The following is a 26287-nucleotide window of genomic DNA, read 5'->3' as shown; positions in this document are numbered from 1 at the left end:
TCCCTTGCTTTGAAAGCGATTAAATTATAACCGCTTGACCAATAATGCGCTACCTTTTTTGTTAAAAATTTGTAAAGTTTTGTTAAAGGATGAGTCAGCTTATGTGTGTGTGCTTTGGGGGGAGGGTGTTGGGCGGTGGTTTTTAGCTAAAAACCACCAAATAAAAACTTTAATAAAATCAATACCTTTACTGACCGATTTTTTATGGAATTAGTTTTTTTGAAAGTGAATACTTTATTTTGCACCTACGTAATTTAATTGGCGCCACGATTCGTATACCACAACTGCTACCGAGTTAGATAAATTCATACTGCGGCTTGTTGCTAGCATGGGAATGCGTATTTTTTTGTTTTGGGGTAATAAGTCGAGTATGGTTGCAGGTAAACCTCGGGTTTCGGGACCAAACATTAAAAAGTCATTTGATTTGTAATTGACTTCGCTATGTGGTTTTTGTCCTTTTGTGGTTAGCGCATACAGTTGAGTTTGTAGGTCTATTTGGTTTTCGTCCATAAAGCAGTTAAAGTTTTTGTAGCGTTTTACATCCACAAATTCTTGATAATCAAGTCCTGCTCGTCTTAACTTTTTGTCGTCCCAAAAAAAACCCATAGGCTCAATAATATGTAAGTTAAAGCCTGTATTAGCACATAGGCGAATAATGTTACCAGTATTGGCTGGAATTTCGGGTTCAAATAAAACGATGTTTAAAGCTAGTGTGGACAAAACTTTTCTCTTCTATTTTTAATATTTATGAATTGGTAATATTATCACAATTCTCAGTCCACCAAGGTGACTTTTTTCTGCTTTGACAGTGCCGTGATCGCGGATGATGGCATTAGCGACAATAGCAAGCCCTAGCCCTGTTCCGCCTGATTCGCGGTCGCGAGCTTCGCTTGTGCGATAAAATGGTCTAAAAATCTGATCTAGTTCACTTTCTGAAACACCAGGGCCGTCGTCATCGATGGTTATGGTTATTTTTTGTTGTTGTACCGTAAAATTGATAATAACTTCTTTATTTGAATAACGAAATGCATTACGAATCACGTTTTCAAGCGCGCTACATAGGGCAATGGGGTAGCATAATATGGTTTGGTTGGTCGGCGGGGTTGCGACTAGAAATGTTTTTCCTATTTGTTCTGCTTCAAAAGCGGCGTTATCAAGCACTTGTTTAAATAGTACATTAATTTTATTAAATTCTCTAATTTCGTTATTGTCATATTGCTGTCTTGCCAATAAGAGCAAATCCCCAATCATTGAATCAAGTTTTAATGCTTCATTATTAATTCGTACAACTTCGCTACTTTCACCTTGTTTACGTCGCAATAATGAGGTCGCAAGTTGTAGGCGAGTTAAAGGAGTACGTAATTCGTGAGAAATGTCAGAAAACAAGCGCTGTTGCACATCTTGCATTCGCTTTAGTTCCCTTAACATGTGGTTAAAACTAGCACCCGTTGCTTTATATTCAGACGATCCGATTTGTTCAAGCTCTGGCCTTTCTTGTAAATTCCCTTTTGCTACTTGATCTGCTACTTGTTTTAAACGCCTTGCTGGTTTAGCTATACTCCAAGATAACCAAAGCAAAAACGGAGAACTTGCAAGCATAGTCAAGGTTAATAATAGCAAAGGGTGATCAAAAATGAAGTTAACAAATTGAGATTGCGTATCTGCAGCTTGTTGCAAAATATATAGTTGATATTCTGCATTAGCATAATGAAGTAAAAAAGGCCCTATAATTTCTTGGGAATCATAGATTTTTCTTGCTGGATCGGCAACATTATGCGATTTTTCACTGAAATTTTTAATTAAATCAATGTTTTTAGTTTCAGCCGTAATGATTTGTTCATTAGGTGTAACAATAAATAAAGATTGCCCTGGTTTTTGATGACTATCCATGACAACAATGAAACGCATCCACCACCGAAAGCTATCTTTAGGTATTTTAACAAGATCACGTTCAATTTGGTTGGCTAATAGGTTACCGCTTTCTTTATCTTTATTTGCTAAATAAGTCAAATTTCGAGAATCAAGACTCGGTAACACCATAATTAACATAAGAAAGAAAACTATAGTCAGCAAAAATATAGTAAAAATTCTGATTGTTAGGCGATCAAAAAGCCACATTTTAGCTGACCTTCATTTAAATATTATCTTATCCTTGCAACAAATCATCAGTTTGATCAATGACAAATAAATAGCCTTTAGAACGCAATGTTTTAATCCAAGGCAAACCATCGCTCCTAGGCGGAAGTTTTTTTCGTAAATTAGAAACATGAACATCAATCGATCGAGCAAGTGGAATAAACTCTTTGCCTAAAACGGTTTCACTTAATGTATCGCGCGATATTATTTTACCTGCATTTTCAAGTAGTTTAAGCAACACTTGAAACTCCGTGCCCGTTAATTCGATATATTTGTTATCAAAATAGACTGATTGTTGTTTCCGATTTACATTCAGTTTATCAATAGTATATTGATTTTGCTTGTCTAAGTCATCATCAACGATATTATCCCAATGGGTTCTACGTAAAAGCGCATTGATCCGAGCAATAAGCTCTCTATCATTAAATGGTTTTAAGATGTAATCATCAGCACCAAGTTCAAGCCCAATAACTTTATCATACTCATTATCTTTAGCCGTCAAAAATATAACAGGGACTGTAAACCTACTTCTAAGTTGAGATAATACACTAAGTCCATTCATTTCAGGCATCATAATATCAAGTAAGATGAGATCTATTGTGCTGTCAAACTTTTCTAAAGCTTCAATACCATTATTAGCTACTTCAACTTGATATCCCTCTAATTCAAGTAATTCGCGTAATAATAAAGCAATTTCTGGATCATCATCAACTACAAGTAATTTACTACTCATTACAGGCCTCTTTATATAATACATTTTTGCTACTTTTTTACCTTAATAACCAATACAACTCATATATAACGTCCCATTATATATGTAAAAAATACCAATAATATAGTAAATTATTGTTAAGTTTTATGTGCGAAATATTTTTACGTTATTAAAACCTTGGTCAATTAGATAAAGTGCTTGTAATTTACTCATAACGCCTCGTTCACAATATAACAAATATTGTTTTGATTGATCCAAATCACCAAATTGCGTTGCTAACTTATAAAATGGAATAAGTTTGATATCAATGTCGTTCAATATGAGTGGATTATCCTCTTGCTCTTCTGGAGAGCGAATGTCGATAACAACATGATCTGCATTAAGCATGGTGACTGTTTCGACAGATGTTATTGTGGTGTCTGTTTGTTTTTTTATTTCGCGGATATCAATATTTTCAGCATTTTCAACCGCTTTATCTAAAACAGCAAAATCAAAATTCAACTCTTCAGCTTCAATTTTTTCTTTGATAGCTTTAACCGTTGGGCTTTTGGATATGACACCACAAAATTCTGGCATTGTTTTAGCAATGTCTTCGGTGCCTATTTGACGTGCAAGGTTGATAATTGTTTCTTTATCGTGCGTGATAAGTGGACGTAAAATTAATGTGTCACTTACATTGTCAATTAATCGTAAATTAGTTAGTGTTTGGCTCGATACTTGCCCCAATGCTTCGCCTGTGACAAGTGCTTCGACATTATAACGTTGAGCAATTTTCGATGCGGCACGGATCATCATTCTTTTTAAAATAACCCCCATTTGCCCATCATCAATCTTTTCAAGTATTTCACCCACAACATCAGAAAAGTCAATGGCTATAAAACGTACTTTATGCGAACTTCCAAATCGCTCCCATAAATAATGAGCCATCTGTTTAACACCGATTTCGTGAGTTTTCCCTCCTAGATTAAAAAAACAATAATGCACCCTGCTACCACGACGCATTAACATGTAACTTGATACACCAGAATCAAAACCACCCGATATAAGCGACAACACATCTTCCTGTGTACCTGTTGGAAAACCACCAATTCCAGCATGTCGCCCTTTGACTAGTAGTAATTTGTCATTGTCGATTTCAAGGTTAACGGTGATGTCTGGTTGAGTTAATTTCACTTTAGCCGATACAACGTGTTGATTAAGCCCACCGCCAACATAACGTTCAACATCAATTGAAGTAAAGTCATGTTTTCCTCGGCGTTTGACTCGCACACAAAAGGTTTTATTCTCAATTAGTGGTGCATAATAATTTAATGCTTTTTCGAAGATGTCATGAACGTCAACAAAGGTAAGCTCGTCAACAGCTAGAATATGATGAATACCTGGAATACGTGTTAATAGCTCAAGGATCTGAGCTTCACTATTTTCAACTTTCGGGCGAACTTCAATAAAATCCCAATGACGAACCACAGCAACATCTTCAATGTGATGCTTTAAAATGTTGCGAATATTACTCGTTAATATTTTAATAAAACGTAAACGGACAGAATCACTTTTAATGGTAATTTCAGGAAAGAGCTTAACAATAAATTTCATAAAATCAATGCGAACTATATAAATTTAGCACCATTATACTGGTTTTCCTCCAAAACATACAATTGATTATGGAAAATAGCAAAATTATAAAATGAAGAAAGTATCAATAAGTTTATTTTTTTATAAACCAATAATACATTATATAAAAAGATAATTTTTGAGCTATAAACAGTGTGTTTTTACTTATTTAAAGGGATAAATGCTCAAAACATATCAATTATATCTTAAATTTTACTTGCTTGTTGGTCTGTCTTTCGCTAATATTTCGCATCAATAAATTCTGTTGTATAACACATAAAATTGACAGGTTGAAATGTACGAATTTTTAATTATAAGCTATTTAATTATTGCAATTGTTATTATTGGATTAGTTCTAATACAACGAGGCAAAGGTGCAGATATGGGCTCATCTTTTGGTGCAGGCGCGTCGGCAACTTTATTCGGCTCTTCAGGAAGTGGGAATTTTTTAACCCGTGCTACAACAATATTAGGCATTTTGTTTTTTGTGATAAGCATCTTACTGTCAAACTTAGGTAGCAAACCTAGTGTAACTTCAAGCAATGAATTTAACTTCATTGATGATGTTGTACCGGCAACAACACAATCAAACGAAGACAATACAGTACCTGTAACAGCGCCACTTGTTCAGCCTGTACAACAAAATTCGACATCAGATATTCCAGAATAAAAACGGCGCCGTGGTGGTGAAATTGGTAGACACGCTATCTTGAGGGGGTAGTGCTCTAAGGGCATGCGGGTTCAAGTCCCGCCCACGGCACCAATTCAATATTCAGTAATATTCTTTAAAATCCTTTAAAGCACACAAAACCCAGTATAAATAAGGCTTAAAGCCTATTTTGCTATTCCGTAAGCATCAGTAATACACATTTACAACCATATTTTTAGGTATACGATTAGGTATACGTTTCAAATATATCTATTTACCGTATACCTAAAAGGCAATAATTATGGCTAGAACTACCACCCCTCTTACAGATACACAAATCAAAGCAAGCAAACCTAGTGATAAAGACTACTCATTGTTCGACGGTGGAGGTATGTATTTGTTAGTTAAATCTAATGGATCAAAAATATGGCGTTTTAAATATACACGCCCATATACCAAAAAAGGGGCATTAATCAGTTTTGGTAGTTATCCAGAAGTTTCGCTTCAACAAGCGCGAAAACAACGCGACGAAGCACGCGAGTTAATTAAGCAAGGGATAGACCCCCAAGAACATAAAGCGGAACAAGAACAACTTAAGCAAGAAACAATCGGCAATACATTCTACTCCATGGCTGAGCGGTGGCTTAAATTCAAAACAGAACAAGGACTAGAAGAACAAACTTTAAAAAAGGCTTGGCGTTCATTAGAAAATCATGTATTTCCTTACATTAACGACATTCCCATAAGCCAAGTAACCGCTATTAAGGCAATCAATGCTTTACAATCATTAAATAACAATAATAAATACGAGACAATAAAAAGAGTTTGTAGGCGAATCAATGAAATAATGTATTACGCTGTCAATATGGGAATCATCGATAATAACCCTCTTGCTAAAATTACCGACGTATTTAACAGCCCGAAAGTAAAAAATCAGCCTACCATATCCCCTACTGAGTTACCGCAGTTTATGCAAGCCTTATCTATGGCTAGTATTGAGTTACAAAAACGATGCGTTATTGAATGGCAATTACTCACATTAACGCGACCTAGCGAAGCTGTAGGGGCGCGGTGGGACGAAATAAATTTTAATAAGAAGATATGGAGCATTCCTACTGAACGCATGAAAATGGATAGACCCCACAATATACCTTTATCACCACAAGCAATGAAAATTCTTGAGATAATGAAATCTATTAACAATAAAAGTGAATTCATTTTCCCAACAGCAAGACCACCTTATAACAAGCCAATGAGTAGCCAAACCGCTAACATGGCAATTAAGCGCATGGGATACAAAGACAAGTTAGTAGCGCATGGATTAAGAGCTTTAGCAAGTACAACACTAAATGAGCAAGGCTTTAATTATGATGTTATTGAAAGCGCGTTATCGCACGTAGATAAAAATGCAGTAAGACGAGCTTACAACAAGGCTGAGTATGAGCAACAAAAACGCATTATGCTTGACTGGTGGGGTGACTTTGTAGAGCAAGCCAGTAAAGGGAATGTCTCACTATCAGGTAACCGCAATTTAAAGCTAGTTAATCATTAACTATACCGCGCTATAAATATCGTGCCCCATATTTGGGTTACGCTTTCAATTATTAATTAGATCCACTCCTCAAATGTGAGGGGTGCTTTTCAAATATCACCCTTTACATATACCAGTTATTAAACTGGTTTTTTTATACTTACCCCCCCCATTATTCTAAACTTGTCATTAAAAGTGTTCACTACTATTCACATTTAAATATAATCTTGATCCTATAGTTATTAAATTGATTTATATAAATATTATTAAATACTATAAAATTACTATTGTTATTAATCAATAAGTTAAATTTAAAGGCGATCTTAATATTACAAAGGACGATTAAATACTTATTAATATGGTGGTAATGAATAAATAAAATCTAAAAAAAATTATTTCAATTCGCGGTTTTGCACAAAAATAAGGGTGGGAGGTGTAGAAAGATTAGAGTTATAGAAATTTACTGCCCCCTCCCTACTTGGCTTGAAGAATTTAAGGACACGTTAGTGCTGTTAAGTAATATTTTTCTTTAATGAGCAATGTGCTTAAAATACATTAATAATACTAAGGCAGTAATTAACAATAATAGTTTTTTATCTTACAATAAAATCTATCTACGCTCATTAATGGTAATTAAACACAATGCAAACAGAACTTATTAGACAACTCAATCAAGTATTAAACGCTTTTCCTGAGTATTGGGATAACGAAAGACTACAAAGATCAAAGGTTATTAATGACATTAAAGAAAGAAAACCAGATTTAATAAAGGCATTAATTAATAATTCTAAAATAAAATCTTTGTATGGCACAGAAATTGATAGTGTATTTGTTTTTGATTTTCATGCTTTGACTAATTTACTTCAATATAAAGAGTATTGGGCAGATAGTTTTACTAAATATCGTAATAGTGTTGGGCTTACCAGTGAAGGGAAATACCTTAATTATAATAGTGATGTAGTACTTGATTTTCCATTTAAAGACTGTGTACTTGAAGGTGGTATGACAAAGGAAGAACAAGGAAAAGATGAAGTCTGCTACAATGAAATTATCGCACGTGATGAAATAGATAGATTATTTTCACCAAAAGTACTCACTAACACTAAACGTTACAGCAAAGACGGTGTAGAAGAAAATATTACAGATTTTAGCAATGAAGATAATTTGATAATAAAAGGTAATAACTTAATCGCCTTACATTCACTAAAAGAACGTTATGCAGGTAAAGTAAAACTAATTTATATCGATCCGCCTTATAATACAGGTAATGATAGTTTCAAATATAATGATCGCTTTAATCATTCTACATGGCTTACTTTTATGAAAAATAGGTTAGAAGTAGCAAGGGAATTATTGAGTGAAGATGGTGCTATTTTTGTGCATTGTGATGACAATGAAAGTGATTATTTAAAAATCATCTTAGATAATTTATTTATAGCAGAAAATTTTATTAATAGAATAACGATAGAAGCAAGATCTCCGTCAGCGTTTAGTACTATTAATCCAGGTGTATTTAAAGCATCTGAGTATATTTTGTGGTATGCAAAAAACAAAAAAAACTTTACTGAAAATAGAGTTAGAGTTAAACGAAATCCTGATTACGCATATAACCGTTGGATAATTAATCCAAATGATCATTTTACAAATTGGAAATTTAGTTCTTTATACGAAGCTTATGACCAAAGCTCTTCTAATAAAATAAATATCAGACCGGACAAAACTCTGGAAACATTTAATAAATTTATCATAAAAAATGCTCATAGAATTACAAGACTTGCGAGTATTAACGATAAAAAAGCTGGTTCTGATATTGTAGCTTTAAAAAAAGAATCTTTAAAAAATAAAGATCAAATTTTTCATCTGAGTCGTAATGGAATGGATGATGTGTATATTTTAAATGGACAACAAATAATATTTTATTCAAAAAATATCGTTCAAATCGATAATGAGTTAACAGCATCTTCACCGCTTACAAATATTTGGACTGATATTGCGTGGGAAGGGATAGCAAATGAAGGGCAGGTAATATTAAATCAAGGAAAAAAACCAGAGCGGTTATTGAAGAGAATAATAGAAATATCTTCGAGCAAAAAAGATATTGTTTTAGACTTCCATCTAGGTAGTGGCACTACCGCGGCAGTAGCACATAAAATGGGAAGACGTTATATTGGTATTGAGCAGATGGATTATATTAATGATATTACTGTGCCTAGATTACAAAAAGTGATTGAAGGCGAACAAGGTGGAATATCCAAAGATGTTAATTGGCAGGGTGGCGGTAGCTTTGTTTATACGGAGCTAAAAGAGTTAAATTACACTTATATCCATCAGATACAATCAGCTAAAAGCTATGATGAATTAGCTAAGTTATTTGAAGTCATGAAACAAACGGCTCATTTAAATTATCAAGTTGAACTTGATAAGATTTTAAATGATACCTATGAAGTTAATGGTATTGATGAATTAGTGACATTTAAAGATTTAACATTTGATGAACAAAAACGCCTATTAATTGAATTACTGGATAAAAACCAATTATATGTTAATGCCGATGATATGAATGACACTAATTTAAAAGTATCTGAACAAGACAAAGCCTTTATACGTAGTTTTTATGGGAAGGGTGAATAATGGCAAAAGCAGCTAAACAGAAAGGCGAATTGCTTTTTCATAAATTTAAAAATATTGATAAATTAGGGTTATTCACTGAAACCTATCAAGTGCCGAGTTACATTAAGAATAACTTAAAAGACACGCTGAGAGCATACCAAGAAGAATCACTGCGTTACTTACATTATGCACAGCATAATCCTAATGCGAATAGCCTTTATAAGCATTTACTGTTTAATATGGCAACGGGCGCAGGTAAAACCATGGTGATGGCAGCAACGATACTCTATATGTACAAAGAGTATGGCTATCAAAATTTCATTTTTTTTGTGCACACTGATGCGATTATTCAAAAAACTAAAGAAAATTTACTCAACGGTTTATCATCTAAATACCTTTTTAACTCATCTATTGAAATATTGGGCGAGAAAATTCATATTGAAGCAGTTGATACTTTTCCAAGTATACCGAACAAAAATACTATTTATCTAAAATTATCAACTATTCATAAAATTCATGACGAATTAAATCATTACAAAGAAAATAGTGTTACCTATGATGATTTAAAAGAGATTCCTCTAGTATTATTGGGTGATGAAGCGCATCATTTTAATGCTGAGACAAAAGCAAAAGGTAAAGCTAAAAACTCACCTGAGAATGAGGAATTAACGTGGGAGAGAACAATTGATAAACTACTTGCGTTACAACCTAAAAATCGCTTATTTGAATTTACTGCAACAATTAACTTAGATAATAAAGAGATATACCAGAAGTATAAAGATAAAATCATTTATCAATATGATTTGAAACAGTTTATGAATGATGGCTATTCAAAACGTGTGATGCTACTTGAAGCAAATCAAAACGATAATGACAAAATGCTCGATGCGGTATTACTTAGCCAATATCGTAAATTGATTGCGATAGATAATAATATTGCAGGATTTAAGCCCGTTGTTTTATTTAAATCTAACCAAATTGCTACTTCAAAAGCAAAACAAGAGGAATTTATACAAATAATTGATAGTTTAACGCCTGAGAAAATTACTCATTATCTAGCCAATAAACGAACACAATTAATCTCAGCTACAAGCATATGGCATAAAGTCATTGCGCGTTATACTAAGGATGATTTAATCACTATTATTGATATGATAAAAGATGATTTTAATGAAATGAATCTTCTTAATGTCAATAAAACTGATTTAATGGAAGAACAGCCTGTATTGCTTAATACGCTTGAACAAATTGATAATCCTATCCGTGCTGTATTTGCTGTTGCAAAAGTCAATGAAGGATGGGACGTATTAAATCTTTATGATATCGTGCGAATTAGTGAAAAAGCCTCATCAACAAAAACGAATACCGATAGTGAAGCACAATTAATCGGTCGTGGGGCACGATATTTTCCTTTTATCTACCAAGATGAGAGAAGTTATACACGGCGTTTTGATATAAGTAACCATGATTTATCTATACTTGAACAGCTTCATTACCATACGATTAATGAGCCATCGTACATTAGAGTTTTACACGCTTCACTTGAACAAGCGGATATTATTGCGCAGTCAGATGGTAACGGTATTATTGAGCACGCAAAACTGAAAGAAAAATTTAAAGAATCGAATACTTATCGATATGGTAAGCTTTATTATAACAAAGTAGAAGAAATTACAGGCGAAAAACGTTCATGGCAATCGTATTCATTAGAAACGCATTTTGAAGAAGAGTACAAAATCGTTAATGAGACATCTCTCACCGCATTAAATGATGATGATTCGAGTGTACTTTATAAACTGGAATCATTACAACTTAATAAACGTTTTTTCTTTAAAGCGATGGCAAGACAGAATTTTTATACCTTTAACAATCTTCAACATTATTTTCCAAAACTTACCAGTATGGATGAATTTATCTCAAGCAATAATTATTTAGGGAAAATTAAGATTGATATTAAACTACCGCAGTCATTAAACATTGATAACCTTACCAGCAAAGAAAAACTTAATTTCTTAGAAAATGTATTAAGTAAAATTGCGGATAATATTCGTCGTAACTACCGTAAATATAAAGGTACTTATGAGTTTATTAGTCAACCATTAAAAGATGTCATCACTGATTACAGTTTATATATTGACCCTACAATTATTGTTAATCAACGTATTACAACTGAAAGTTCAACCGGTAAAACGTGGTATGTGTTTGATAAAATGATTGTAAATCAATTAGAGCATCGTTTAATTAAGTTGCTCGATAAGTTCATGAGTAAATTAAAGGTGAAGTATGATGATATTTATCTTATCCGTAATGATGAAAAATCAACACGATTTAAGCTCACAGAATTTAATGGAGTAAGAGGTTTTATGCCAGATTTTATCTTACTGATGAAAAGTAAAAATGATGGCGCATATTATCAAGTATTCTTAGAGCCAAAAGGCGATGATAGATTACTTGTTGATAAATGGAAACAAGATATGCTTGAAGTGATTAATCCAGAGAATATTATTTTATTAGATGCTGACGAAGATATACGTCTCATTGGAATTAAATTTTTTGCTGATAGTCAACGCGACATATTTATCAATGATTTTACAAGTAAACTATATGATGGAGAGCCATTAGAAGATACCTCATTAATTTAATAGCTATATTCATTTTACATTATTTTAAAAGGCGTTATTTGAGTAACGCTTTCTATTCCCTGCTACCTCATCGTTAATTACAACGGTTATAAATTAATTTTAACAACAATTAACTGTATATAAAAACAGTTATATAATGTACCTAAAAGCATATAACTGTATTATTTGTGTCTAGGCTGATCCCCCGAACATTCGAAATGCTAGCGAACTAGCGCAAATATCGATTAGGAAAGTGAGGGACGTATGACAGCAATATATTGTGATGATTACCCTAATGTTTTTCATTGGAAAGCGGTATCGGAATTTACTCTTGAACAAGCGGCATTATTGTTAGCTGGGATAGATCCCTTCGATTTTGAACAAGGATTAGAATCGGCTAAAATTACTAATCATCCTAGATGGAAATTAGTATATGGTTATGCGCTCGCAATCGAAACGGCAATCAGAAGAGGTATTCTTACCCCTGTTGTATGCAATACTTACTTTTATGATGAATATAATAGTAACTGGATAGTACAAAAAATAGAACCAAGTGATAGATCTCATAATATTTCATGTGAACATACTGTAATAACAAGAAACTCATTAAATCAATAGGTGAGCAACGAAAATATTATATTAGTACTTCCTACTAGCGCGAGAAAAATAGATCCTCCGATTATAAAAAAAGATAATTCTTGCAATGATCAATCAATAATAAAAATGCTCTCCCCTCATATTCATCATTCTGAAGGACTAGATCTAACACAAGAAATTATAGATCAATTTTGGGTAACCTATGACGAAGAAAATAAACAAACAGCACCAACAAAAGACGAAATCATTACTTATTTAACAAGTAAAGGAGTATCTAAAAACCTTGCCGAAGCTGTTGATATGGTGTTGCGTCCATTCGAATTAAGAAAAGTTGGGAGAAGAAAAAAAGGGGGTAACCTATTAACTAAATTTCTAACATAGATAGGTAGGGACACTTTTATAATATTGGTGACCACAACAAACAATTAACCCATCTATTTTAATTGTGTCATCTTGTTACAGTAACCTTGTTTTATAAACTTTTAGACGAGGTAACAAATGACAAATCAAATCCTATCCAAAAAAGAAGTAAAAGCCTTACTTCACTTCAAATCTGACACTAGCCTTTATACGTTAGAACAGAAAGACGAAACTTTTCCCCAAAGAATCAGAATAGGCTTGCGCCGTGTTGGCTATCGAGCTGATGAGATTTATTCTTGGCTTGAATCTCGCAAAGTAGAACGTCGTGAGGTCGCATAATGGTAATAAAGCAAAACCCTTTATATAACGAAGTAGTAAAGGGCTTAGATTGGAACTTAGACGCCTCCAATCATAGCCAATCTTGCTATAAGTGTCTACATAAAAAGATAACCATTTAGTCAATTATTTAAGAACAAAGCGCATTTTGCGCTGACGGTATCCCCTTGCCTAAATTTAGCTAAATGGGGAATTTTCTGACACGTTAGGAGTTATAGAAATGACAAATTTTAATAATTTAGTACCAGTAACAGAAACGCAATTAAACGGTAAACTACAGCAAACAGTTAGCGCAAAGGCTTTGCATAATTACTTGAAAGTAGGAAATGATTTTTCAACATGGATAAAGGGAAGAATAAAAGAATATGGGCTTATTAAAAATGATGTTTTTTTAATCTTTGATTCATCAGAATTCAGGAATCAAAGTACAAATAATGAGCAACAAATAAAATGGACAACTAAGCGAGGTGGAGACCGTAAAAGTATAGATTACATACTGACAATCGGAACCACTAAAGAATTAGCAATGATTGAAAACAATGAGAAAGGTAGAGCAATAAGAAAGTACTTTATCCGTTGTGAACAGCACCTTAAGGAAATTGCACCAGCAATCTAGAAAAAAGAGCTTAATCGGTTAAAAGCACGCATCGAGGTAGCGGATTATAGCCGTCCTATGTGTGACGCATTAACTATACAAAGGCTATCACAAAGTAAAGAGACTAAACCACATCACTACACTAATGAATTTAATATGATTAATAGTATTGTGCTTGGTATGTCCGCAAAGGCTTTCAGAAAATCACATAATCTTACTGGTGATATTCGTGACTATCTTAATGAACAACAGCTTAATCACCTAGCCTACTTAGAAAAATCAAATATTACTCTAATTGATATGGGTTGGAATTACGAAAAACGAAAAGCGGAACTTATCAAACTATCACAAAGCTATATGATTCGGTTATTGGGTGAGGTAGCATAATGATCTTACAAGCCAATTTAAACCATTTTAAAGCCCTAGTAATAGGGCAGTATATCCAAACCCTAAATAATCGCTTAGTAGATCACTACGGTAAGATTAAGGCTATCCCAAAGATGAAATCTTTCTTCTTGGTCAGCAATAAAGATTTTATTGATATCAATAGCCAGCCAAATAGCTACTTTTTCGTAACTTTTTTAATTTTCCGACACGTTAGGCAAGATTTTTCGGTGGTCACTACGAGCGCGCGGATGTCCTTTAAAATTCATTACATGGGGTTGAATTTAAAAACTAGGTTTCTTGAGTCCATAAAAAGAGAAAATAAGGAATTTAAGGGAACAATAAAAAAAGAACCTGAAGCGAGAATAAAACAAATACCACCAATCAGTGGTATTAAATTAAAAGACTATTTCTTATTTGATTCAGCTAGTTTTTCGCGACAAGTAGCAATAAATCAAGCTGAATCAGGCTCAATAACTTATTGGAGGAGCATGTGATGAAAATAAGTGATATTACAGCCCAAGCGGTAGGTAAATGGGATTATATCTTTCATTCATTAGGTATTGAAGTCGGCAACGGTAAGCATTGCCCATGCCCTATATGTGGTGGTAAAGATAGATTTAGATTTGATAATCAAAATGGACGAGGTACTTATATTTGTAATCAATGTGGTAGTGGTGACGGCTTAGAGCTGATTAAACACTATTACCATTGTGATGCTAAAGAAGCATCAATCAAAGTAGCGGAATATCTGAATCTGCCTAATCAGAGTGACCAAATACGAGAAAAAACCGTATTTAAAAAGATAGATTCTGAACAGTTGCATAATAACAACATACCAGAAAATCACGTATGTAAAAAGGTCGAATATTTACTCTATAAAACATCATTAGGGCAATCTGAATACCTCACCAAGAAAGGGTTAACCTTTGATTTACCTTTACTGGATAACGGGCGCATTTTTGCGCCTATGCTGAATCTTCATAATGAATACGCAGGCGCACAGTTTATCGAATCAGACGGCAGTAAGCACTTAATGAAAGGCTCAAATAAAAAAGGGGCTTTTATTTTAGTCAGCTCAATTATGAGTAGACCTGCGGAAGTATGTGCAAAATTGCGCTCACATAATGAGATTATAATCTGTGAGGGCTTAGCCACAGGGATATCGATAGCGGAATTCCGCCATCGCGATGCGATAATTATCGCGGCGGTTGATGCGGGGAATCTTATTCATGTAGCTAAGGCTGTTCGCGAACTAAATCCTGCAGCTAAAATCATCATTGCAGGTGATAATGATATAGGTAATGACAAAAACACAGGAAAAGAAAAAGCGATAGAAACAGCACAAGCCGTCAATGGCTATTACTCAATACCTGATACCGATTTTAAAGCTGATTGGGACGATTACAGGCAACAATTTGGACTTGAGAAGACCTTAGCTTCATTTAATGCAAACCTTATAAAACCTGAGCTACAAAATAGTGACCTGTTAATAAATGTTAAGGTTAAAAAAGAATTATCAGGCATGAATTTATCGCAAATGGCATCCAGTCAACGCGCTGACCTGTTAAACCAATATTACGGTAATAACCTCGCGATTAACCTAAGAACAGATGAAATCTATCACTATCAAGATAATGTATGGCAACCTATCAGCGATAAAGTCTTAATGCGAACGTTAGCCGATTTATTTACCCAATCAGGTGAACTATTTAACCCCTTAAGGATAAGCTCGGCTGTTGAATCGCTCAGGCTATCACTGCCTATAATGGGAATACCTCAAAAGGATTTAATCTGCTTTAGAAATGGGGTGTATGAGCTAAAAAGCCAAACCTTTAGACCTCACAATAAGCAAGATTGGCTATTAGTCAGTAATGATATTGATTACTACCCTGCCAAAGAAAATGAATCTTTTGATACTCACGCGCCAAACTTCGCTAAATGGCTAAAAGAGCATCAGGCAATCAAGATAAGGCTAAAAATATCTTAGCTGCGCTATATATGATATTGGCTAATCGTCATGACTGGCAATTATTCTTAGAGGTTACAGGCGCAGGCGGTAGCGGTAAAAGTGTTTTTGCTGAAATTGCGACGATGTTATCAGGTAAAAACAATACTGTAATAGGCACTATGGACGCATTAGAAAAGGCAAGGGACAGAGCCTTAATCGTGGGTTACTCATTAGTCATATTACCCGACCAACCGCGTTATATGGGGAGTGGTGCAGGATTAAAAGCGATTACTGGCGGTGATGAAGTCGCAATAGACCCAAAACACAAGCAACCCTATTCTTGTAAAATCCCTGCGGTAGTTTTGGTTATCAATAACGAGGCAATGAGATTTAACGAGCGTAACGGCGGTATATCACGGCGTAGAGTTATCTTTCACTTCGGCGAGGTCATCCCTGAAAAAGAGCGAGATTTAAACTTGGTTAACAAAATAGAGCAAGAACTCCCCTCAATTGTGAGGTTGCTATTAAATGAGTTTACCAGTCCAGCAGAAGCTAAAGAAAGACTACACCAGCAACAACAATCAGACGAAGCGACGGTGATTAAACGCGAATCTGACCACTTAGTGGATTTTTGTAGTTATCTTGATGTGCTGGATCATTCCAATGGTATGCTTATGGGTAATTTAGGCATAATACCGTTTAACCCTAAAAAATATTTATATCATGCTTATATTGAGTATGTGCGCAATACAGGGCTTAATAATCCATTGTCCTTGAGTGGGTTCGGTTTATCATTAAATTACGCCATAAAAGAAAATAGAAAGGCGTACATTAAAAAACGAACTAATATAGGGGTAAAAACTAATTTAGAAATAAACCCAGATAGGTGTAAAGATTGGCTACCTAAAGCCGAAGATCCTAACTAGTAGCTCAAATTGAGCCACTAAAATAAGACCGCCCTAATTGGCGGTTTTTTATTGAGTGAATACCTAAAGTGTACACTTGTGAATAGTAAACATTTAAGTATACACCACTCAAACCCTTTTAGAATAAGGCTTCAAGCAAGTAGTGAACACCGTGCATACTTTTTTATTAAATTTTATTTTTATGGGGGAGGTATAAAAAATCTAAAACATAATTAACGGATACCGCTCACCTAGATAAATTTTTACACCGTCAAAATTCTAAAACCAATTTTTTTAACCTTTCAATGTGGCTAGATTAAAATACCTAATTTTGGAGGTCACTTTTTATTTTGGGACTATGTTTGGGACTATTTATCTAATAAGAAAAAAATAAAATCCTTTTTCAAAAAGGCTTTAATAAGGTATTTTCAAGTCCCGCCCACGCACCAAATCAATAAACAGTAACATTCTTTTAAATCCAACAAAGCACATCAAATCCAGTAATAACAAGCCTTGAAGGCTATTTCAGCAACTTAAAGCAGCTTGTAATTCTTGTAATAATACCTTTTATGTATAGCTCGTATGTCGAAGCAATCTATTTTGAAGTAGATCAAAATGGACTAGAACAACTTGCATCATTTAAAACTGATGATGGCAAAATCTTAAGGAATACTATGAGTAAAATGGCGTCTATAGCAACTGAAAATGTCAAAAACATTAAAAGAACCTAAAGGCACAAGAGAGAAGAAACCAATCAGCAAGATTAGCCAAGTAGTCACTTTTATTTAGGCTATCATAACGTTTTATTTATATAATTTAGTAAAAGAAGATACTAATAGGCTACTTGCAGTTAAAAATAAAATTTCGCCGACAATTTGTCGGCGAAAACGTTACAACATAATAGAAAATTACGCAAAACCTTTCAAACCAACCACATGAACATGCTCATGATTATTGATCACTTTACGAACCAATTTGTAGGTTGTGCCTTTTTCTGGACTGATGTTTTCTGGAGCTGCAATGATTAATTGCATTTCTAGCCGTTCACAAAGCTCAAATAACGTTGCAATAGATTTGGCATCTAGTCGAGCAGCTTCGTCCAAGAATAATAAACGACACGGTGAAATATCTTTGTTGCGCAGACGCTTAGATTCGTCTTCCCAACTTTGAATCACCATTAGTAAAATCGACATCCCTGTACCAATTGCTTCACCTGTTGATAGTGCGCCACTTTCAGCTCGTAACCAACCATCAGCACCTCGATTGACCTCAACATCCATTTCTAAGTAATTTCGGTAATCAAGTAGCTCTTCACCAATATTTTGCGCAGTACGTTGTCCCATATCAATATGTGGATTTAAGCGTTGATAGAGTTTAGCTAACGCTTCAGAGAACGTTATGCGATTATTACTAAACAGATCTTGATGCTCATTTTTTTCATCAGACAATGCGACTAGCAGTGAAGAGTGGGCTTCACGAACATTGACATTTAAACGTACACCGTTAACTTGCCCAAAGGCCACTGCTTGTAAACCTTGGTTAAGTAAGCGGATACGATTTTGCTCACGTTGAATCGTTTTACGAATAATATTAGACACACTTTTTGAGCTAATCGCTAATTGTTGCTCACGGGATGTTAGCTCTTCGGTCAAACGTGATAATTCTATTTCCATCTGTTCAATTGCTTCAATAGGGTCATCAGTTTTGACAATATCTTGACGAATTCGCTCGCGTAGGTGAGCGTAAACTGCAATGTAAAATTGAATTTTACGTTCAGGCCGTTTTGGATCTTCTGATAGTCTTAATACATCTCGCAAATGTTCATTATCATTAACAGCCAGACGTAACGAACCTAATGCCTTATCCGACATTGAACGCAACTCATCAGCACTTAAATAAGCTAGCTCCCGACGGTGTAAACGCCGTTCAACACTGTTTTCTTTGACTAAACGTAATACTAAACACCACCCTGCTTTGGCTTCAACAACTTGCTTACGTAGTTGCTTATAATCACGCAGTGTTTGTGTAAGGCGTTTTTGCATTTGTGTCATTTCGCTTTCGCACATAATTAGTTGTTTTTCAAGCGATGTGCAATGCAGGCGATTATTATTTAATTTTTGATGAATTTCATCACGGCGAATTCGAGCTCGTTCTTCAGTGATCGCATCAGCTTTTACGCCAATTTGTTCGATCTCTTTTTGTAGTTCTTGCAGCATATCGCGTTTAGTATCAAATGCACTTTTAAGCGAAGCCAGCGTTTGGTTATATTGGTTGTATTTATCTTGATACTGTTGCATCTGGCTACGCGCTTCAGCTCTTTGGACTTCAACTACTTCTAATCGAGACCGTAATTTTTCATTTAAATCACTATTTTCGCCCAACATGCCAGCCGAATCTTCATAACTAAAATGAGCTCGGCGTTGCATGACTTCAGTTAACGCGAAGACTTGTTGACGAATCGTTTGTTGTTGTGCTTTAACAGTGTTGTAATGTTCACGAAGCGATTCATTTTGTTCGGGATCACTTTGTAAAACTGCCACTAAAGGTTCAAGTTCTGAAACAGTGTTACGATTACGATTAACATATTGCGCAGATTCTTGCGCTGCAACCAATTGCTCACGTAATTCATCAACCCGATCCGCTAAATCATCATCTGCAAGTAAGTGCATCTGAGCAATAAGCTTATTGACGGTAACTAGTTGCTCTTTGCAATTAATAACTTGTTGTTGGTTTTGCTGATCAATGCTTTCTTGAGATGATAATTGACGCTCAATTTCGGTGCGTCTTATCGCTAATTTTTGTGCTTCCGCTTCAGGATCGATATCAAAAGCAACAGCAAGATATTGTCCTATAAATTGTCCAACATTTTGCTCAATACGTTGTAATTTTTGTAAATCAAATGAGAGCGTTGCAAAACGTTCATGTAATTCATCACGTTCAGCAGATAGTTTTTCAAGATGAACTTCACGCGCGGCACGACCAAATAGTGGTACACTTGGAAAACTCGAAAATCGCCATTGACGATCGCCTGTTTTGACTAGTACCGATTTATTCATTTCCTCACAGTCAAAAACACTATCATCAAATGATGAAGGATCACCTTCGATAAAGTATATATCTTCAGGATAATCTTCATCACTTTCCGTTAGGGTTTCTAATTGCTGTTTCACTAATGATAAATCAGGCACAACAATAGCTTGCCTTGCAGGGCCATAGAGTGCTGAAAAATAAGGTGCATCATCAATGGTTACATCTTCATAGATTTCAGAGAGTAGCACACCATTAAATCGTTCAGCTAACGAAGTTAAACGCCCATCGTCCACACCACTTGGTTGATTAAGTTGTTCGATTTGGACATCAAGCTGGCTACGCCTAAAATTGATTTGGTCGCGTTCAGTTACAAGAACACGTTCTTGTTCAAGCAGCTGTTGCATATGTTGTGTTACAGCTTGGCTGTGAGTAAATGTGTCACCTGTTTGTTCTTGCAAAGCAATTAGAGCATCTTGAGCTTTTAACCATAGTGGTGCTTTTTGTCGATAATCGGAAATTTTCGATTGAATTTGCTCAAGTTCTTGCCTAAATTCAATACGTTTTTCGCTTGATTCGTTAGCCCGTTCAGCATTCTCATCTAGCTGGGTTTCGATCTCTTGTTTTAATTCGTCAAGCTCATCATAATTAATTTGTCGCCCAATACGTTTACAAAATTGTGTTAATAATGATTCCGCTTCTTTTTGTTCAAAAAAACGTTGTTCTAGTTCATCAAGTTGCAGCTGTAAATGTTCCGCTTGTTCAGCTTGATAACATTGTGATGGCCACTGTCTTAATGCTTCTTTTGCAGCTACAAAGGAATCACTACGAGTTACATCACCAACCAATTTAACGACCAATTGATAAGCTCGATCAAATTGATTAATGGCGGCATCAGATATACTTAATTTTTGTTCAAGTTCAAGAACTTGTTCGGTGATCTCTTTTTGCTTTTCATCAAACACGGCAAAGTGATCTTCGATATTGCTAATACCTAGTTTTGGTAACTGACATAATGACTGAGCATTCTTTAATGCCTGTAAAGCCTGTTGATATTGAATTGCTCGTGTTTGTTGAACATCAAGTGCTTGCTGATAATCCGCTAACTGTGTTTTGATTTCATCAACTTCTTGCTCTGTTTCGTTGACCTGATCACGGTAAACTTGGTACTGTTCATTCGCTTCAAGCACCACTTCGTTTTGTTCTTCAAGTTTTAAATTTAAGTCATCTAAATCTGCTTGATAGCGGTCAATTTTTTCTTGTTGACGTAGCGCTGTTTGTGCTAAGTTGAGGTGATCATTAGCGGCTTGTAAATCAGTTTCCAAATCGCTTTGCGATTCTTGATATTCTTTAAGTTCTTTCGCCATTTCTATTTGGCGGTATTGATTGCTGATAAGCTGATCTTGCGTTTTAAACATATCACGACGCAAGCCAAGTACAGATTCAATATGCACTCGACGTTCGTTAGCATGACGCATATAATCAGCAGCAACATAATTGGTCGATTCGGTAATAAGATGTTTAAATAAATCACGATCGGATTGTGTAACTCGAATCGCTTCTAATGTCATTCGATTTTCACGAAGTGCCGCTTCCATATCTTGGAAAGCTTTACGTACACCACCATTTTCAGGTAATAAATAGTCGCGTAGTGAACGAGTAATCGCACTTGAAATCCCACCATACAGCGAGGCTTCAATTAAGCGATAATATTTACTACGATCAGATGAAGAACGTAAACGTTTAGGTAATATACCAAAGTCAAACATAACTGAGTGATAATCAGTAATCGAGTTAAATTGTTTGAAAATAATGCCGTCCATTGATTCGACTTTATCTTTTAACTCTGGCAACGATAAAATGCGTGCTTGTTTATCATTTAAACGTTCAGTAACTAATTCTGTAGGACTAATAACGACAGGTAAACCTTGCAGTAAAAATGGTTTAATATCCACTTTTTTGTCACGCCCAGCAACTTGCTGTAAACGTACACCACAGATAATTCGTTGGTTACGAGAATTAATTACATCCAGCATTGAATAACAAACACCCGGTTTTAACTTACCATGCAAACCTTTATCACGTGAGCCAGATGTTGCCCCCGCTTCGGTGGTGTTTCTAAAATGTAATAAGGTTAAATCCGGTATCAATGCTGTAACAAAAGCCGCCATCGTGGTCGATTTACCTGCACCATTACCACCAGATAAGGTTGTAACTAGCTGATCAAGCTCAAACGTTCGAGCAAAAAAACCATTCCAGTTTATCAGAGTTAATGAGTGAAATTTGCCGTGTCCAATCATGTTTATTCTATCTCCTCATTAACATCATCATCTTGTTCTTCATTGTTATCATTATCTAAGATTAAGGTCGATTCAATTTTAATTGCTTCGCCATCTCGGATTAAACGTAATTGGGCTTCTTGCGCATCATCACCACTACGAACATCAGCCCCAAATCGAAAAATAGCTTCGTTAATACGAAAACGTGAGCTGTCGTTTCCAACAATAAAAAAAATCATACCAAGCCGTCGTAATCGATTTAACGCCGTTTTTACTTTATCAAATAATTTTTGACGATCTAAATCTGACCCCGTTGAGCGTTGATTCACTAATTTAAGTAGTTTACTTTCGTCAGCTAACGAAACTAGCTCATCAAATAGCTCTTGTAGGGTAAAAATACCTTCGTGCGCTAATCGTTCAGGGCTTAGATACAAATAACAAAGAACCTTACCAACAAGCATATCAAGTTCAGATAAAACAGATCTTGGAATTAATGTTGTTGAACGAGGTCGAAGATAGAAAAAACCTTCAGGAGCTCGAATTAATTCAACATTATAACGTTGGTAGAATTGTTCAAGCTCAAGTTGAAAATCCATTAAAAATGCGTGATGATCAAGTTCATCAATACCAACATGACGGCCTGAACGTAATAAACTATCCAATTCTGGAAAAATAGGATTAGCAATCGCTTGCGCCAATTTTACAGGCATATATTTATCTATGGACGCCTGAGAACTTGCCGCAATGCGCCCCATGACATCATCAAGATGATGAGCCGTTTGTTCTATTTCTAAATCTTTAGTATCTGTCGATGACATGTGCTTGCACCTTAGCTCCATAATCGTTAATAAGTTTCCATTCAGCAGGAATACCAAGCAGATCATCTTCGGCAATACCGAGACGAATAGCTTGATCAATGAATAACCTTGCAATATCAAAATGCTGCTCACGTGGGAACTGAGCTAAATAACTGCGAATGGCAATACCCATATCAAGTGGTTTATTCTCTTGTTTAAAAACCAATAAATTTTGTTCAATATGCGCAATAATATGTTCTTGAATTTCTTCAATCATTTCAAATTCAAGCTCTGATGGTAATTCCCCCGTCACTTCGGCATCATGTAACGCTAACTCTTCATCACGCATATCAAGTAAGCGTTCAGCATTAGCAAAAGTCAGTGACCAAGGTAAATCAAAATATCCTTGAATCGATTTGCGTAAACGTTGTGAAAATACACGGTTTTTATCTAAGTCGATAGCTGTACGAATAAATTTATGAACGTGTCGATCGTAACCTATCCAAAGATCTATGGCTTTTTGTCCCCAACCAATAATGCGGTCAAGCTTACCTTGTAGATCCATGACTACGTTGTTAATTTTATCTAGTTCAGGTTTATCAAGCGTTGCATCTTGTATCAAAAGTAAACTGGCTTGTAATTTATCGCCAGCAGCGGCTAAAGTATCTTGTAACTCGCGCAATGTTTGCGATGTTTCGGTAAGTAATCCTTCACAACTGGTAATTGCGGCCTGCCAATCTTGACTTAATAACGCCGAGATATTTTGCTTCACATCGGTTTGCTGTTCATCCATGACACGTTGGGTGATATCAATACTATCAAAAATTTCTGCGACCGAATATTTTAACGGAGCAAAGACATTTCGGTGCCAATGTAAATCATCACCACCTTCGACTGCTGCATCTGCGGCACGTTTTAATTCTTGCGCAACAATAGATAATTGAATGGATAAGCGCAATGTTGAAAATTCGCGCTGGCGAATATAATAATCAGAAATGCCTATCCCTAATGGTGTTAAACGATAAATTGAAAAACCATCAGTCATTTCACTTGCAAACCGCGTAATAAAACGCTGACGCACTAAATCGTTAATTGCATTATTGGCTCGTATAGTGATGGTATCTTCACTTTGTTCAAAAATTTGTGAAACATGCCTAAAAGCATCAATCAATTCAGATTCTGTCATTTCGCCATCAAAACGTTCACTATTTAATACGGCAATAGCCAATAAAAAAGCTAACCTTTCAACTGGCAAAGTGATCGAAAAATCATTCTTTTTTGCCCAAGAGACCAGTTCCGGCACTGATTGGGAAAAATCAATCATAAAAGTTCCTCAATTCAACGAGAACAAAATCGAAACATACCGTAGAGCTTCCATTGTTTACGGTATAAACAGAAATATCGTCAATTATATAACAATATAGAGTAAATTTGTAATGGAATTCGATGAAAGAATTAAAACTGTATTATTAAAATTCTGGCTACTTAAATATAAACTTATAATAATATTAATTAATAAATATCATCAAAATAAATTAAAATCTTATTTCTTGCATAAAAAATAGATTCCCTACTCGCACTGATACCTATTTATGCTAAAATTAATATACTCTATATAAACTAACGTAAGGATGTAACAAAATGCATATCGGTATACCTAAAGAGCGGTTAGCCAATGAAGCTAGAGTTGCAGCAACTCCCCAAACTGTTGGACAACTGTTAAAACTTGGTTTTACAGTTTCTGTAGAACAAGGTGCTGGGCATGCTGCTCATTTTGAAGACCAAGCTTTTATTGATGCTGGAGCCACAATCCAAAATACACAAGACATTTGGCAAAATGATTTAATTTTGAAATTTCATGCACCAACTGATGATGAAATCGTGTTAATGAAAGAAGGGTTAACTCTCATCAGTTATATTTACCCAGCGCAACACAAAGAATTATTAGAAAAACTAGCAGCTAAAAATATTACTGTTATGGCAATGGACTGTGTGCCTCGTATTTCACGTGCACAATCTTTAGATGCCCTCAGTTCAATGTCTAATATTGCTGGTTATCGTTCAGTTATTGAAGCTGCAAACCAATTTGGCCGTTTCTTTACTGGTCAAGTTACCGCTGCAGGTAAAGTCCCTCCTGCCAAAGTATTAGTTATTGGTGCTGGTGTTGCTGGCCTTGCAGCAATTGGTGCTGCAGTAAGTTTAGGTGCGATTGTTCGTGCTTTTGACACTCGCCCTGAAGTGGCTGAACAAATTAACAGTATGGGAGCTGACTTTTTAGAGCTTGATTTTGAAGAAGAAGCAGGATCTGGCGATGGCTATGCTAAACAAATGTCAGCAGCCTTTATTGAAGCCGAAATGGCGCTATTTGCTGAACAAGCTAAAGATGTAGATATCATTATTACCACAGCGTTAATTCCGGGAAAACCGGCACCAAAACTTATTTCTAAAGATATGGTTGAATCCATGAAACCAGGTAGTGTTATTGTTGATTTAGCAGCATTAACTGGCGGTAACTGTGAATTAACTAAACCGGGCGAAGTTTTCGAGACTGAAAATAATGTAAAAATTGTTGGCTATACCGATTTAGCTAATCGTATGCCAGCTCAAGCATCACAACTTTATGGTACAAACATTGTTAACTTATTAAAACTGCTAGCTAAAGAAAAAGATGGCAATATTAATATTAACTTTGAAGATGTTGTTATCCGTGGTGTAACAGTGGTTAAAGAAAAAGAAATAACGTGGCCAGCACCACCAATTCAAGTATCAGCACAACCTCAGAAAAAAACTTCTGAGCCAATTGCTAAACCTGAACCAAAACCAATGGATCCACGTAAAAAATATGGAATTTTTGCATTAGCCATTCTAGCCTATTTCTGGCTTGCGAATTCTGTACCCGAAAGCTTCTTAGGGCATTTCACTGTTTTTGCTTTATCTTGCGTGGTTGGTTATTACGTTGTATGGAATGTTACGCACTCTCTACATACTCCACTGATGTCAGTAACTAATGCAATTTCTGGTATTATTTTAGTCGGAGCAATATTGCAAATCGGTGATGACAACGGTCTAAGTACAGCAATTGCCTTTGTTGCTATTTTAATCGCTAGTATTAATATTTTTGGCGGATTCTTTGTTACGCAAAGAATGCTGAAAATGTTTCAACGTGGCAAGTAAGGGAGGGAATAA

Annotated in this window: 21 protein-coding genes and 1 tRNA gene; 15 read left to right on the top strand and 7 right to left on the bottom strand. The window is 35.2% G+C overall.

Going from position 1 to position 26287, the window contains the following annotated elements; genetic code table 11:
• Positions 1–234: 234 nt before the first annotated feature.
• From trmL to thiI, 4 genes are all read right to left on the bottom strand, one after another.
• A complete protein-coding gene (gene trmL / locus GA0061081_RS06945; protein ID WP_091348758.1) occupies positions 235–720 on the bottom strand; it encodes a tRNA (uridine(34)/cytosine(34)/5-carboxymethylaminomethyluridine(34)-2'-O)-methyltransferase TrmL in 486 nt (161 codons plus the stop codon).
• Between the two features lie 18 nt (positions 721–738).
• Positions 739–2118, bottom strand: coding sequence for an envelope stress sensor histidine kinase CpxA (gene cpxA / locus GA0061081_RS06940; RefSeq protein WP_091348754.1), 1380 nt, complete (start codon positions 2116–2118; stop codon positions 739–741).
• 28 nt (positions 2119–2146) lie between these two features.
• The gene (locus GA0061081_RS06935; RefSeq protein ID WP_091348751.1) at positions 2147–2869 is read right to left on the bottom strand and encodes a response regulator; all 723 of its coding nucleotides are present in this window, start codon (positions 2867–2869) and stop codon (positions 2147–2149) included.
• A 123-nt stretch (positions 2870–2992) separates the two neighbouring features.
• A complete protein-coding gene (gene thiI, locus GA0061081_RS06930) occupies positions 2993–4441 on the bottom strand; it encodes a tRNA uracil 4-sulfurtransferase ThiI (RefSeq protein ID WP_091348748.1) in 1449 nt (482 codons plus the stop codon).
• A gap of 313 nt (positions 4442–4754) precedes the next feature.
• Between thiI and secG the strand changes: the two genes are divergently transcribed.
• The 14 genes from secG (at position 4755) to GA0061081_RS11100 (ending at position 17729) form a co-directional block, all read left to right on the top strand.
• A complete protein-coding gene (secG, locus tag GA0061081_RS11225) occupies positions 4755–5129 on the top strand; it encodes a preprotein translocase subunit SecG (protein ID WP_091348745.1) in 375 nt (124 codons plus the stop codon).
• 7 nt (positions 5130–5136) lie between these two features.
• A tRNA-Leu gene (locus GA0061081_RS06920) sits at positions 5137–5222 on the top strand.
• A gap of 187 nt (positions 5223–5409) precedes the next feature.
• A complete protein-coding gene (locus tag GA0061081_RS06915; protein ID WP_091348742.1) occupies positions 5410–6660 on the top strand; it encodes an integrase domain-containing protein in 1251 nt (416 codons plus the stop codon).
• A gap of 621 nt (positions 6661–7281) precedes the next feature.
• Positions 7282–9270, top strand: coding sequence for a site-specific DNA-methyltransferase (locus tag GA0061081_RS06910; RefSeq protein ID WP_091348738.1), 1989 nt, complete (start codon positions 7282–7284; stop codon positions 9268–9270).
• On the top strand, positions 9270–11891 hold the full coding sequence (locus GA0061081_RS06905) for a DEAD/DEAH box helicase family protein (protein ID WP_091348735.1): 2622 nt from the start codon (positions 9270–9272) through the stop codon (positions 11889–11891). The genes GA0061081_RS06910 and GA0061081_RS06905 overlap by 1 nt, the downstream gene beginning before the upstream one ends.
• Positions 11892–12134: 243 nt before the next feature.
• Positions 12135–12488, top strand: a complete 354-nt coding sequence (locus GA0061081_RS06900) for a hypothetical protein (RefSeq protein WP_091348731.1) — start codon at positions 12135–12137, stop codon at positions 12486–12488.
• A 105-nt stretch (positions 12489–12593) separates the two neighbouring features.
• A complete protein-coding gene (locus tag GA0061081_RS06895; RefSeq protein WP_091348791.1) occupies positions 12594–12848 on the top strand; it encodes a hypothetical protein in 255 nt (84 codons plus the stop codon).
• 117 nt (positions 12849–12965) lie between these two features.
• Entirely contained in the window at positions 12966–13166 is a 201-nt protein-coding gene (locus GA0061081_RS06890) for a helix-turn-helix transcriptional regulator (RefSeq protein WP_091348728.1), read from the top strand.
• Positions 13167–13383: 217 nt separating this feature from the next.
• Complete coding sequence (locus tag GA0061081_RS06885; protein WP_091348724.1) at positions 13384–13779, top strand: antA/AntB antirepressor family protein; 396 nt, start codon at positions 13384–13386, stop codon at positions 13777–13779.
• Between the two features lie 135 nt (positions 13780–13914).
• Positions 13915–14145, top strand: a complete 231-nt coding sequence (locus tag GA0061081_RS06880; RefSeq protein WP_141683348.1) for a hypothetical protein — start codon at positions 13915–13917, stop codon at positions 14143–14145.
• A complete protein-coding gene (locus GA0061081_RS06875; RefSeq protein WP_091348717.1) occupies positions 14145–14639 on the top strand; it encodes a hypothetical protein in 495 nt (164 codons plus the stop codon). The genes GA0061081_RS06880 and GA0061081_RS06875 overlap by 1 nt, the downstream gene beginning before the upstream one ends.
• Positions 14639–16132 carry a primase-helicase zinc-binding domain-containing protein gene (locus tag GA0061081_RS06870; protein ID WP_091348713.1) on the top strand — a complete coding sequence of 498 codons (1494 nt, stop codon included), beginning with the start codon at positions 14639–14641 and terminating at the stop codon, positions 16130–16132. Before GA0061081_RS06875 ends, GA0061081_RS06870 begins: the two co-directional genes overlap by 1 nt.
• Positions 16084–17019, top strand: coding sequence for a DNA primase family protein (locus GA0061081_RS06865; protein ID WP_091348710.1), 936 nt, complete (start codon positions 16084–16086; stop codon positions 17017–17019). The genes GA0061081_RS06870 and GA0061081_RS06865 overlap by 49 nt, the downstream gene beginning before the upstream one ends.
• A gap of 548 nt (positions 17020–17567) precedes the next feature.
• A complete protein-coding gene (locus GA0061081_RS11100; RefSeq protein WP_167349325.1) occupies positions 17568–17729 on the top strand; it encodes a hypothetical protein in 162 nt (53 codons plus the stop codon).
• Between the two features lie 177 nt (positions 17730–17906).
• On the opposite strand, the gene mukB is transcribed toward GA0061081_RS11100, so the two are convergent.
• From mukB to mukF, 3 genes are read right to left on the bottom strand one after another with little or no spacing between them, the layout of a single operon-like run.
• Positions 17907–22325 (bottom strand): chromosome partition protein MukB, encoded by a 4419-nt coding sequence (mukB, locus tag GA0061081_RS06860; protein WP_091348707.1) that lies wholly within the window; start codon positions 22323–22325, stop codon positions 17907–17909.
• Between the two features lie 2 nt (positions 22326–22327).
• The gene (gene mukE / locus GA0061081_RS06855) at positions 22328–23059 is read right to left on the bottom strand and encodes a chromosome partition protein MukE (RefSeq protein WP_091348788.1); all 732 of its coding nucleotides are present in this window, start codon (positions 23057–23059) and stop codon (positions 22328–22330) included.
• Between the two features lie 43 nt (positions 23060–23102).
• Entirely contained in the window at positions 23103–24425 is a 1323-nt protein-coding gene (mukF, locus tag GA0061081_RS06850; RefSeq protein WP_091348704.1) for a chromosome partition protein MukF, read from the bottom strand.
• A 317-nt stretch (positions 24426–24742) separates the two neighbouring features.
• On the opposite strand from mukF, the gene pntA reads away from it, so the two are divergent.
• On the top strand, positions 24743–26275 hold the full coding sequence (gene pntA, locus GA0061081_RS06845; RefSeq protein WP_091348701.1) for a Re/Si-specific NAD(P)(+) transhydrogenase subunit alpha: 1533 nt from the start codon (positions 24743–24745) through the stop codon (positions 26273–26275).
• Positions 26276–26287: the final 12 nt, after the last annotated feature.

Source organism: Gilliamella bombicola (genome assembly GCF_900094945.1).
Classification (GTDB): Bacteria; Pseudomonadota; Gammaproteobacteria; order Enterobacterales; family Orbaceae; genus Gilliamella; species Gilliamella bombicola.
Note: the sequence above shows the minus strand (reverse complement) of the source record. Positions and strands in the feature narration are given on the sequence as shown.